We start from the raw sequence: 11,461 nt of genomic DNA on the forward strand, positions 1-11,461 counted from the left end.
CCCATCACTCGAAAGGCCCTCCCGTGCGCGTCTTCCTCACCGGCGGAACCGGAACGATCGGATCGGCCGTCACGGCCGAGCTGCTGGCCCACGGTCACACCGTCCTCGCCCTCGCCCGTTCCGAGGACTCCGCCCGCGCTCTCACGACCGCGGGCGCCGAACCCCTGCGCGGCTCGCTGAGCGACCTCGACGTCCTGCGCGCCGGGGCGGCGGCGAGCGACGGAGTGATCCAGCTCGCCTTCAGCCGCGACTACTCCACCGCCGACTCCGTGATCGCCGGGGTCGCCGAGGAGACCGCCGCGCTGACCACGCTCGGCGAGGCGCTCGTCGGCAGCGGCCGTCCCCTCGTCACGGTCTCGGGAACCCCGTGGATCCCGGGACGGGCGTCCACGGAGGCCGACCCGCTCCCCACCGAGGGCCCGGTCGGCGGTCGTGGCGCGACCGTCACGGCGATCCTGCGCCTCGCCGAGCGCGGGGTGCGCGCCAGCGCCGTGCGGATGCCGCGCACGGTCCACGACCAGGGCCGGGGCGGCTTCGCCGGGATGCTCACCGACGCCGCCCGCCGCACCGGGGTCGCCGGCTACCCCGGCGACGGGACCCAGCGCTGGCCGGCCGTCCACGCGGGCGACGCCGCGTCGCTGTTCCGGCTGGCCCTGGAGGACGCACCGGGCGGAACCGCCTGGCACGCCGTCGCCGACGAGGGTGACGCGGTGCGCGACATCGCGGCGGTGATCGGTCGTCGCCTGGGCCTGCCCGTCGCCGCGGTGCCGGAGGAGACGTTCGGTCCGTTCGGCCCGATCTTCGCGATGGACCAGCCCGCCTCGAGTGCCGCCACCCGGGCGGGGCTCGGCTGGGAACCGGTGCACCCGAGCCTGCTCGCGGACCTGGAGAACCTCGAACCCTGACGGGTCAGGCCGGCGGCAGGACGCCCGCCGCGCGGTAGCGGTCGACCAGGCGCAGCAGCGCCCGCTCGGTGCTGACGTAGCCGGTGAACCCGGCGAGCCGGCTGCGGGTCATGTCGGCCAGCACCTCGACGTCACGGCCGAGGTCGCTGTCGCTGTGCCACCAGGACGCCACCTTGGACAGGTCGGGTTCGACCAGGCCGTGCTCGGCGACGAGCCTGTCCCACACCGGTTCCGCGTCGGCCATCTGCTGCTCCAACGGCAGCGGCGTCTCCTCCGGCCCGGCCGGTTCGACCCCCAGGTGGGCGGCGAGGCGGGGCCAGAGGCGACGCCACCGGATGACGTCGCCGTTGACGACGTTGAACGCGGTGTCCGCCACCTCGGGGGTGGTGGCGGCCCAGAGCTGGTGGTCGGCCAGCTGGTCGGCGTCGGTGATGTCCACGACGCCGTTCCACTGGGTGAGCGAGCCGGGGAAGGTGAACTTCCGCCCGCTCGCCCGCACGATCGCGCCGTACGCCCCGAGGGTGGGCACCAGGTTCATGGCGTTGCCGACGGCGAACCCCACGACGGTGTGCGCGCGGTGGACGGACCAGCCGAAACCGTGACGCGCCGCGGCGGCGAAGAGCTCGTCCTCCTGCGCGTAGTAGAAGTTCTCCACGGGCAGGCGTTCGGCGTCCTCGAGGAAGGGGGTGTCGGGCAGGTCGCCCTGCCCGTAGGCCTCGAACGGGCCGAGGTAGTGCTTGAGCCCGGTCACGAGGGCGACGTGGCGCACCGAACCCTGCGGGCCGAGCACCGCGAGCAGGTCGCGGACCATGGCCCCGTTGACCCGGACGTTCTCGGCCTCGGTGTCCTGGCGCGCCCACGCCGTGATGAACACGTGGGTCGGGGCCAGCCCGGCGAGCTTCTCCTCCAGATCGCCGCGGGAGAACAGGTCCGCGGCGACGTGCTCGACCCCGTCGACGGTGGGCGGGCGGCGGGACAGCCCCGAGGTCCGCCAGCCGGAGGCGACGAGGCGTTCGGCCAGCGCTCCGCCGGTGATCCCGGTTGCCCCGACGACGAGGGCGTGGGCATCGGGTGGCGGCGTGCGGACCGGGACGGGCGCCCGGTCGGGCAGGGTTTCGGGGGTCGACGACATGAGCACCACAGTACGCATGCCTGTCGCTATGCTGCCCGTCGTGGCCGACGACGAACTCACCCCGCGACTCGCCGAGGTGCTCCGTTCGTCCCGGCTGAGCCGCGGGTTGAGCACCGCCGCGCTGGCCGAGGCCTCCGGCGTCTCCCGCGCCTCGATCGTGAAGCTCGAACGGGCCGAGTCACAGCCGTCGGCGGCGCTGCTGGGACGCCTCTGCCCCCCGCTCGGGTTGACCCTGTCGGAGTTGTTCGCGCGCGTCGAACGTCCGCGCGAGGACAGCGGCCGGTTGCTGCGCGCCGGCCAGGCACCCGTCTGGACCGATCCCGCGTCGGGCTACCGCCGGGTCTCCCGGTCCCCGCTGGCGGGCGGACCGTTGCAGCTGACCGAGATCGAACTCCCCCCGGGCGCTTCGATCACCTACCCCGCCGACGCCTACCGCGACATCCACCAGCAGGTCTGGGTCCTGGCCGGGGACCTGGAACTCGTGGAGGACGGGCGGCGCCACGAACTCGGCGCCGGCGACTGCCTCGAACTGGGGCCGGCCGCCGACTGCACGTTCACCAACCACCGCGACCGCGCGACCCGGTACCTGGTGGCCGTGGCCCGCCGCTGACGCCACGCACGAGAGCCCCGGCCGGACGGCCGGGGCTCTCACGTTCAGCTGAGCGGAGTTCTCACTCGCCGATCTTGCCGTCGGCGGCTTCCTGGGCCTTGTCGACCTGCTCGGCGTGCTTGCCGCCGGTCTTCTCGTCGGCCGCGTCCCCCGCCTTGTCGATCGCGGCGTCGCTGGCCTTCTCGGTGATGTCGCCGAAGTCGGGCATGGTCACTCCTCTGGTCGTCGGGTGGAACTCAGGTCGAACTCTGCGCCCGCACCGCGGGCCCCGCCACTCGAAACGGAACCCTCAGGCGGGCGGGGCGTAGAACTGCAGGTCGTTGCCCTCGGTGTCCTTGAACGGCGCGATGCGACCCCAGTCGTGCTCGCTGATCCCCCCGGTGAAGCGGACGCCCTCGCCCATCAGGCGCGACACCTCCTCGTCGAGGGTTCCGTCCGGCTGGAACGTGATGACCGCCCCGCCGTCCGCGGTCGCGGAGGTGCCCTCCCGGGCGTTGAGACCGACCATGACGCCGTTGGCGTCGACCTCGCTCCAGTCCGGTCCGGTCGAGGTCACCGTCAGGCCGAGCACCTCGCCGTAGAAGTGCACCGCCCGATCCATGTCGTCGACGGGAACCCACACGCTCGCCACACCAGTCGCCATCTCTGCTCCTCCGCAGTGGTCCCGTTCCTGAGAACGTCCCCAGGGACGCCCCGGCGGGCTGCTCCACCGGCGGCCGCCGGACGCGGCCAGGGCCACCTTGACCCCGCCCTCGCGACCCTGCACCCGGAAACGGCTGCGGAGCCCGTGTGCGAACCCCGCGGTGCGGGTAGAGGAACACCATGGCTCCTGACCAGCACACCCCGACCGACCCGACCACGCAGCACACCGACAGCACCCCCGGGCAGAGCATCGCCCACCCCGGCGCCACGTCGCAGATGACGCCCGCCCCGGACCACGGCGAGGACAGCTACGTCGGCACCGGCAAGCTCACCGGACGCCGGGCCGTCATCACCGGCGGGGACTCCGGCATCGGCCGCGCCGTCGCGATCGCCTACGCCCGGGAGGGTGCCGACGTCCTCATCGTCCACCTCCCCGAGGAACAGGAGGACGCCGACGCCACGGTGGCCCTCGTCGAGGCCGCCGGCCGCCGCGGGATCAGCGTGCCCGGCGACCTGCGCCAGGAGGAGTTCTGCCGCAGCGTGATCGACCGCGCCGTCCAGGAGTTCGGCGGCCTCGACCTCCTCGTCAACAACGCCGCCTACCAGATGAGCGTCGAGGGCATCGAGGACCTCACGACGGAACAACTGCTGCGCACGTTCACGACGAACGTCTTCGCCACGTTCTGGCTGTGCAAGGCGGCGGTCCCGCACCTCGCCCCGGGATCCGCCATCGTCAACACCGTCTCCGTCCAGGCCGACACGCCCTCCCCCGCGCTGCTCGACTACGCGATGACGAAGGCCGCCCTGGTGAACTTCACCCTGAACCTCGCGCAGGAACTCGGGGAGAAGGGCATCCGCGTCAACGCCGTCGCCCCCGGCCCGGTGTGGACCCCGCTCATCCCCGCGACCATGCCCGAGGACCAGGTCGAGGACTTCGGCACCCAGACCCCGCTGGGCCGGGCCGGGCAGCCCGCGGAACTCGCCCCCGCCTACGTGTTCCTCGCCTCGCAGGAGTCCAGCTACAGCACGGGAGCCGTGATCCGCGTCGCCGGCGGGAACTGACGCGTCGTGCGGTGACCGCGTCCTGGTGGTCCTGATCGTCAGGACGCGGTGCCGCTGCCCAGTTCCGCGACGTCGAAACGTCGTTGGACGATGTCGTCGGCGAGGTCGTCCAGCGTCGTCGACGTGGCGAAGGCGTGCGCCCGCAGGATCGAGAGGGCCTGCTCGCTGGTCACGGCGAGGCTGAGCCCCACCATCCCGGTGGCCACCCACACCTGTCGCCGGCGGATCGTCTCGGGGCTGTCGGACCAGTCCGCGTGGATCCCGGCCGCCTCCGGTTCGAAACCGGTCGGGTCCTCACCGTGCAGGTGCTGCAGCAGCACCGAGGTGACCAACGCCGCCACCACCTGCGCGTCGATCACGGTGGAACCGTCGAGCGTCCGCGACAGCCGGGTGTAGAGGTCGAGGACCCCGAAGCGGGAGGACCCCACCCGCAGCGGCACCGACAGGCCGCCGTGGAAGGACGTCCTCGCGAAGTGGTCCGCAGCCAGCACCGGCCAGAGTTCACGCCAGCGGTCCTCGGTGGCCACGACGGGCCGCCCGTCCCGCATCGCGAGGAAGCAGGGGCCGTCGCCGTGGGTGAACTGCAACCTCTCCGCCGTCGCGGCGGCGTCGTCGCTGGCCCCCAGCGGAACCCGGGTGTCGGGTTCCCCGTGCAGGCTGAGTCCCGCGGCGTCGAACGGCAGCAGCCGCGCGCTGATCCGGGCCAGGGCCGACGGCAGCAGGTCCGCGTCCAGGGTTTCCTGGGCGTCTCCCCACGCACCCCAGAAACGCTCGGCCAACGAGTTCACGCCCTGGTTCCCCGGTGCCGTCCGACCGCTGTCGGACCCGGTGTTCTCCGTTCGTGCACGGCGCAGCTCTCCTCGTCCTCGACCGTCCTGCCCTTGCAGGGCACGGTAGGAGACGGATCGCAGGCCTGCAGCCGGAAACCGGGACACGGTGCTGGAGCTCTGTGCAGGACCCGCGCGGGCGCGGTACAACTCTCGGGTGTCGGACGAGCACCCTCTGCGTCATCGCGCCCTGGCCGTGCGGGGTCTCCTGGGCGACGTGTGGGGCAACGGGATGCCCGACACCCCGGACCCGTGGCTCACGATGACGACCGACGGGATCGCCTGCGACGACCTGGTGGGACGCGAGCACGGCTACGTCGTGCTCGGCGACGGCCTGCCCCTGGCGACGCTGGCGGCCCTGCTGCGGGCCCACCCCGATCCGGTGGCCGCCCGCGCCGCTCTCCCCCCGGCGCTGCGGGACCGACTGGAGGTCACTGGTTGACGGGGACCACCGGTGCCAGACTGGCCCCCCGAAGGGGGCCAGCGACCGGGTGAGGTGGGAGATGAGCGGAGAACGCCAGGATCTCGACGAGGACCAGGTGCGCCTGCTGAGCCGGTTCGACGGCGCGAGCGCCGCCGAGGTCGCCGAGCGCCTCGGGTGCAGCCTCTCCGCACTCGCCGAGCGGCTGGTGGCCATCCGCAGCGCCCTGGGCGTGGACAGCACGGCGGCGGCCGTGCAGGCCGTGCGGGCCCGCGGCCTCATCTGAGCCTGGTCCGGGCTGGTTCGGACGTCAGACCGCGGGGAAGTCCGCGGTCGCCTCGGGGCCGTCGCTCCCGGCGGGGTAGGTCTCCAGCGGCACCTCGTCGGCCTTCCACGCCGCGATGACCGGGGCCAGGATGCGCCAGCAGTCCTCCGCGGTGTCACCGCGCACCGAGAGCAACGGGTCGCCGTCGAGCACGCCGGCCAGCACCTCCCCGTAGGCGGGGAGGTCGGAGTCCCCCAGGCGGGCGGTCAGCGTCGCCTCGTCGAGGTCGAACGGGTCGCCCGGGGCGTTCACGTTCAGGTCCAGGCTCACGGTGTCGGGTTTGAAACCGAGCCGGAGCCGGGTGGGGACCGGTGTGCCCAGCAGTCCGGCCATGAGGTGCGGGACGGGCTTGTAGGTGATGACCGCCTCCTTGCGGGCCCGGCCGAGGGCCTTGCCGGACCGCAGGCGGAACGGGACCCCGGCCCAGCGCCAGGTGTCGACGAGCAGGACGACCTCGGCCAGCGTCTCGGTCTGGCGGGCGGGGTCCACGCCCTGCTCGGCGGTGTAGTCGGGCAGGTCGCGGTCCCCGAGGCGACCCGCGGTGTACCGGGCCCGTCGACTGGCCTGCGCGGGAGGACCGGCCAGGCGGGTCGCCCGCAGCAACTGCGCCTTCCGGTCGCGGAACTCCCGCTCGTCCAGCGCCGAGGGGGCGTCCATCGCCAGCATCGCGAGCACCTGCAGCAGGTGGCTCTGGATCATGTCGATGAGGGCACCCGCGTGGTCGTAGTACCCGGCGCGGCCCTCGAGCGCGAGGTCCTCGTCGTAGAACACGTCGACGCGTTCCACGTGGCCCGCGTTCCAGGTGGGTTCGAAGATGCGGTTCGCGAAACGCACCCCGACGGTGCCGAGCACCGTGGAGGTGCCGAGGAAGTGGTCGACCCGGTGCACGTGCTCCTCCGGGACCAGCTGCGCGACGACCTGGTTGAGCTCGTGGGCCGAGGCCTCGTCGGAGCCGAAGGGCTTCTCCATCACCAGCCGGGTGCTGGCCGGCAGGTCTCGGCCGACCAGACCCGCGCACGCTTTCGCCGTGATCGCGGGCGGGAGGGCGAAGTACACCGCGACCGGGGCGGTGCAGGAGCTCATCAGAGCCAGGAGGGCGTCGGGGTCGGTGACGTCGACCTGCGCGTAGCGACTGGTGTCGCGCACCGTCCGGGCGGCGTCCGCCGACTCCTCGCCCGCGTCCAGGGCGTCGCCGAAGGCCTTCGTCACCACCTCGCGCCACCGGTCGTCGTCCCAGTCCTCCGCACCGGCGCCCACCAGTTCGAGCGAGGAGCCGTGACCGTGCGCGGGGTCCTCGTTGCGTCCGGAGACCAGGAGCCGGGCCAGACCGGGCATCAGCAGCCGGGAGGCGAGGTCGCCGCTGGCCCCCAGGATGAGCAGCGTCGCGACGGGGTCCTGCCCGGAGCGTCCGTCCTGAGCGGCTCCGGCCGCGCCGTGGCCGCCGCCGGCCCCCACCGGGTCCTCGCTGCGGCTCTCGCTGCCGCCGGTGGCCGGGTGGTCGTCGTGCTGCTGGTCGCTGTGGTTGCTCACGCGCACACCCTGCCGAGGTTCCACGTCCCGCGCGCGACGACCCGCCCGGGGGCTCAGCGCGGAACGGGTGGCGTGGCGGGAGGGGTTCGTCGTGGGCCGGCCTCGACCGGGCGTGGACTCCCCAGCGGGTGCAACCGGACGGCGACGAGGGCGACGTCGTCCTCGTGCTCGCCCGGCAGCATCCGCTCCAGCACCCCGTCGACGAGCTCGTCCAGCGTGGCGGCGGCCAGGTCCGCGACGGCCTCGCGCAGCAGCAGCAGCCCCTCGTCGAGGGAACGGTCGCGGCGTTCGACGAGGCCGTCGGTGAACATCAGGATCGTCGACCCGCGGTCCACCGCGATGGCCGCGTCCGCCCGCGGGGTCGAGGGGTCGATGCCGAGCAGCAGTTGCGGCGGCACCGAAGCCAGGGGGCTCACCGTGCCGTCCGGGGTGAGCAGCACGGGCGCCGGGTGCCCGGCGTTCGACCAGCGGAACCGGGTGACGTCGCGGTGCCGCTCGTCCTCGCTCTGCTCCAGCCGGCCCACGACCACGGTGGCGGTCGTGTCGACCGCGAGGCCCGCCATGGCCGCGTCGAGCCCGGACAGGACCCCGGCGGGGCTCGCGCCCGTCGTGTACGCGATGCCCCGCAGCAGGGAGCGGACCTGGCTCATCCCCGCCGCGGCGGTGATGTCGTGGCCCATCACGTCGCCGATCACCAGCACGGTGGAGCCGTCGGGCGTGAGGAAGGCGTCGTACCAGTCCCCGCCGACCTTGGCTGCGTGCGCGGCGGGCTGGTACCGCACCACGATCTGCAGGTGGTCCGGTTCGACCGGGGACGTCAAGAGGCTGCGCTGCAGCCCTTCCGCCATCCGGTGCTGCGCCTCGTAGAGCCGCGCGTTGTCCAGCGCCAACCCGGCCCGGTCCGCGATCTCGGTCGCCAGCAGCAGGTCCTCACCACCGAGTTCGCCCCGCTCGACGCCGTGGAACAACGTGATCAGCCCGACGGTGCGCCCGCGCGCCCGCAGCGGCACGCACTGGAACGACTCCGGCGCCAGGCGCCGGATCAGCTCCCGCGCCGGACTGTCCGCGGCCAGGACGCGCAGGATCTCGGCCGTCGCACCGGCGCTGACCCCGGCGGGTCTCGCCGTCCGCCAGACCCGGTAGAGGTAGGAGTCGAGGGCCAGCGCGGAGAGCCGGGTGTCGCGGTAGGCGAGGACGACGTCGCGCAGCGCCGGGTCCACGTGGTGGCAGCCGACGTCACGCAGCCCGCCCTGCTCGTCGACGAGGGTCACCAGGCACCAGTCGGCGACCGCCGGGACGAGGTGCTGGGCCAGGCGGGCCACCGCCTCCTGGACGTCGAGGGTCGCCGTGAGGTCCTCGCTGACGGTCACGATCAGGCGCAGCCGCTCGGCCGCCGCGGCCGCCGCCGCGTGCGCGGTCTCGAGCTCCTTGCGGGCCCGCCGACCGGCGGTGACGTCGAGGAAGTAGACCGAGACGCCGTCCGGGTCCGGCCACGCGCGCACCTCGAACCAGGCGTCCAGCGGCGGCGGGTAGTACGCCTCGAAGGTCACCGGCTCACCGGTCGCCGCGACCCCGCGGTAGTGCGTCTCGAACGGCGACCCCACCGCGTCGGGGAAGAGCTCCCACACGCTGGCGCCGAGCATCTCCTGCCGCGGACGGCCCAGGACGCGCTCGGCCTCGGCGTTGACGTAGCTGAAGCGGAAGTCCCGGTCCAGGGAGAAGAACGCCGACGCCATCGACTCCAGCACGCGCGCGACCCGCGCGTCGTCGGTGCGGGCGGCGGTGGTGTCGTAGGCCGCCCCCAGGACCCGGACGCTGCGCCCGGCCTCGTCGGCCAGCGCCTGCCCCCGGGCGCGCACCCACCGGGTGGCGCCGTCCGGTCGCACGACCCGGTACTCGGCCTCGAAGGGCCCGCACTCCTCGACCGCCCGCTGCAGCGCCGCCCCGACCCGCGGCAGGTCGTCGGGGTGCAGCCGCGCGTTGAACGCCTCGATGTCGCGGCCGAAGTCGTCGGCGGCGTACCCGAACATCTCCAGCAGCCGCTCGTCCCAACGCAGCTCCCCGGTGGCGAGGTCCCAGTCGAACGTGCCGATCCCCCCGGCGGCGACGGCGAGCTCCGAGCGCACCCGGGCGGCCTCGAAGTCGACCGCGAGCGCCGTGAGCTCGAGCTCGGTGACCGCGGCGGCCGCCAGGTCGCCCAGCACGGCGACGTCGGTCTCGCTCCAGTCCCGGGCCTGCGGGCCGAAGACGCACAGCGCGCCGACGACGAAGCCGTCCTGCCCGCGCATGGGGACCCCGAGGTAGGCGCGCACGGCGCCGGAGGTGACCGACGGCAGCAGCGCGACGCGGTCGTCGGCGCTCGCGTCGGTCACGACGAGCGGCTCTCCCGCCGTGGCCGTGACGGAGCACAACGAGTCCGCCAGCGCCGTCACGCCGCGGTCCTCCAGGCCGAGACCCGCTGCGGCGGAGATCGTCTGGACGTCGGAGAGGAGCGACACCTGGGCGGCCGGGGCGCCCAGCAGGCGCGCCGCGAGTTCGGCGAGACGGTCCAGGGCCGGGTTCGCCGTCGTGGTCACCAGCCGTTGCGCCGACCGCAGGCGGGCGGTGTCGTCCTCGGGAGCGGCCAGCGCCCGTCCGTCATCGTTCACCGACGTCGACCCCTCCACCTGACGGGCAGCGGACGCGCACCCTCCGCCCGATCGTCGCACGCGTCCTGCCCACCGCGGACGGGTGGAGTGTGGAACGCTGGGGTGGCGGACGTCGGTCGAGCAGCGGCCGGGGCTGCGTCGCAGGACGAGGTCGCACCGTGTCCCAGCACCCCCCGCACCGCCACCCCACGCACCCCCGGTCCACCACCGACGACCCGCCGGGCGACCTGAGCTCGTTGCAGGTCGCCGTCGGGCGGATGCTCGCCCTCGGGTACTCGGGCACGGAGGTCGCCACCCGGTTGCGCTGCGACCTCGACGAGGTGGTCGCGGTGGCGCGGTCGCTGCGGGCCCGCTACGACGTTCCCAGCACGGCGGAGGCGGTGCGGCGGGCGGTGGCCGGCCAGGACCTCTACCGGCCCTGACCGCGCCGGTTCCGACTACTCCGGTCCGACTAGCGCCCGGACCGTCCCACGGCGCTCTCGACGACCTCCTTCGCGATGTCGCGCAGCTTGCGGTTCTGGTGCTGGGACTGGGTCGCCAGGTGGGTGAAGGCCTCCTCGGGCGTGCAGCCGAGGCGGCCGACGAGCACCCCCTTCGCCTGCTCGATGACCGCGCGGCTGTTCATGGCGATCTGCAGGTTGACCGCCAGGTCGGCCGTCGAGGCGTAGAGCGCCGCGTTGGCCAGCGCGACGGCCGCGTAGCCGGCGAAGGTGGCCGCCAGCTCCTCCGCCTCGGCGTCGAGGGGTTCGCCACCGAAGCGGTAGACGTTGATGGCTCCCAGCACCCGCTGCGGCATGGGGAGGCCGATGCTGAGGACGCTGCGGACCCCCTGGCGCGCGGCCGTCGCGGCGAAGTCGGCGTAGAGCGTCTCGTGGGCGGTGTCGTCGATGCGCAGGTGCTGACCGGTCTGCGCGGCGTCCAGGCAGGGCCCGAACCCGGCCTCGTACTGCCGCTCGTCGAGGACGGCGGCCAGCTGCCCGGTGAAGGCCGCCGACGTCGTCTTGTCCCCGTCCAGGAGCGTCACCGAGACCTCGTCGGCCCCCGCGATGCAGGCGACGGCGAGGTCGGCGATCCGCCGCAGGACCTCACCCAGCGACTGGCCCAGGACGATGGCGCCGAGCTCGGCGAAGGCCTCCTGGGGCTCCATCCGCGGTCGGGTGGCGGACTGCACGTCCTCACCCCGGTCGTCGTCCGTGGTCACGGTGCACCTCCTGCTGCTCGCCCGCCGGCTGCAGACGGCGGGGTGGGACCACCACCCGGGGGCGGCGGCCGTGCGCCGGGGCTGCTGGTTGAACCCCTGTGACCGGGAGCCTCACCGGGAACGGCTCCGCTCACGCAGTGCGCCGAGCCTAGCCCTGC

Annotated in this window: 13 protein-coding genes; 6 read left to right on the forward strand and 7 right to left on the reverse strand. The window is 73.9% G+C overall.

The window, feature by feature from the left end; all coding sequences use genetic code 11:
- Nucleotides 1-23: 23 nt before the first annotated feature.
- Nucleotides 24-905, forward strand: coding sequence for an SDR family oxidoreductase (locus AC0I8G_RS00955; protein ID WP_471728295.1), 882 nt, complete (start codon nt 24-26; stop codon nt 903-905).
- A 4-nt stretch (nt 906-909) separates the two neighbouring features.
- Here AC0I8G_RS00955 and AC0I8G_RS00960 read toward each other — a convergent pair whose 3' ends face one another.
- Complete coding sequence (locus AC0I8G_RS00960) at nt 910-2,037, reverse strand: SDR family oxidoreductase (protein ID WP_471728296.1); 1,128 nt, start codon at nt 2,035-2,037, stop codon at nt 910-912.
- A 16-nt stretch (nt 2,038-2,053) separates the two neighbouring features.
- Between AC0I8G_RS00960 and AC0I8G_RS00965 the strand changes: the two genes are divergently transcribed.
- On the forward strand, nt 2,054-2,647 hold the full coding sequence (locus AC0I8G_RS00965; RefSeq protein WP_471728297.1) for a helix-turn-helix domain-containing protein: 594 nt from the start codon (nt 2,054-2,056) through the stop codon (nt 2,645-2,647).
- Between the two features lie 61 nt (nt 2,648-2,708).
- Here AC0I8G_RS00965 and AC0I8G_RS00970 read toward each other — a convergent pair whose 3' ends face one another.
- Complete coding sequence (locus AC0I8G_RS00970; RefSeq protein WP_328292689.1) at nt 2,709-2,855, reverse strand: antitoxin; 147 nt, start codon at nt 2,853-2,855, stop codon at nt 2,709-2,711.
- Nucleotides 2,856-2,936: 81 nt separating this feature from the next.
- Nucleotides 2,937-3,290 carry a VOC family protein gene (locus tag AC0I8G_RS00975; protein ID WP_380259170.1) on the reverse strand — a complete coding sequence of 118 codons (354 nt, stop codon included), beginning with the start codon at nt 3,288-3,290 and terminating at the stop codon, nt 2,937-2,939.
- Nucleotides 3,291-3,469: 179 nt separating this feature from the next.
- Here AC0I8G_RS00975 and AC0I8G_RS00980 point away from each other — a divergent pair, with 179 nt between their 5' ends.
- Nucleotides 3,470-4,351: an SDR family oxidoreductase gene (locus AC0I8G_RS00980; RefSeq protein ID WP_471728298.1), complete on the forward strand. Its 882-nt coding sequence runs from the start codon at nt 3,470-3,472 to the stop codon at nt 4,349-4,351.
- 38 nt (nt 4,352-4,389) lie between these two features.
- Here the strand turns inward: AC0I8G_RS00980 and AC0I8G_RS00985 are convergent, their stop codons facing one another.
- Nucleotides 4,390-5,139 carry a GAF domain-containing protein gene (locus AC0I8G_RS00985; RefSeq protein WP_471728299.1) on the reverse strand — a complete coding sequence of 250 codons (750 nt, stop codon included), beginning with the start codon at nt 5,137-5,139 and terminating at the stop codon, nt 4,390-4,392.
- A gap of 196 nt (nt 5,140-5,335) precedes the next feature.
- On the opposite strand from AC0I8G_RS00985, the gene AC0I8G_RS00990 reads away from it, so the two are divergent.
- Both AC0I8G_RS00990 and AC0I8G_RS00995 read left to right on the forward strand, forming a co-directional pair.
- On the forward strand, nt 5,336-5,620 hold the full coding sequence (locus tag AC0I8G_RS00990; RefSeq protein ID WP_471728300.1) for a hypothetical protein: 285 nt from the start codon (nt 5,336-5,338) through the stop codon (nt 5,618-5,620).
- Between the two features lie 61 nt (nt 5,621-5,681).
- Nucleotides 5,682-5,885: a hypothetical protein gene (locus AC0I8G_RS00995; protein WP_471728301.1), complete on the forward strand. Its 204-nt coding sequence runs from the start codon at nt 5,682-5,684 to the stop codon at nt 5,883-5,885.
- A gap of 24 nt (nt 5,886-5,909) precedes the next feature.
- Here AC0I8G_RS00995 and AC0I8G_RS01000 read toward each other — a convergent pair whose 3' ends face one another.
- Both AC0I8G_RS01000 and AC0I8G_RS01005 read right to left on the reverse strand, forming a co-directional pair.
- Nucleotides 5,910-7,454, reverse strand: a complete 1,545-nt coding sequence (locus tag AC0I8G_RS01000; RefSeq protein ID WP_471728302.1) for a glucose-6-phosphate dehydrogenase — start codon at nt 7,452-7,454, stop codon at nt 5,910-5,912.
- Nucleotides 7,455-7,507: 53 nt separating this feature from the next.
- A complete protein-coding gene (locus tag AC0I8G_RS01005; protein WP_471728303.1) occupies nt 7,508-10,102 on the reverse strand; it encodes a SpoIIE family protein phosphatase in 2,595 nt (864 codons plus the stop codon).
- A gap of 158 nt (nt 10,103-10,260) precedes the next feature.
- Between AC0I8G_RS01005 and AC0I8G_RS01010 the strand changes: the two genes are divergently transcribed.
- Complete coding sequence (locus AC0I8G_RS01010; RefSeq protein ID WP_471728304.1) at nt 10,261-10,524, forward strand: hypothetical protein; 264 nt, start codon at nt 10,261-10,263, stop codon at nt 10,522-10,524.
- Nucleotides 10,525-10,553: 29 nt separating this feature from the next.
- On the opposite strand, the gene AC0I8G_RS01015 is transcribed toward AC0I8G_RS01010, so the two are convergent.
- Complete coding sequence (locus AC0I8G_RS01015; RefSeq protein WP_471728305.1) at nt 10,554-11,303, reverse strand: GAF and ANTAR domain-containing protein; 750 nt, start codon at nt 11,301-11,303, stop codon at nt 10,554-10,556.
- Nucleotides 11,304-11,461: the final 158 nt, after the last annotated feature.

The organism is Kineococcus sp. AC630 (assembly GCF_979255925.1).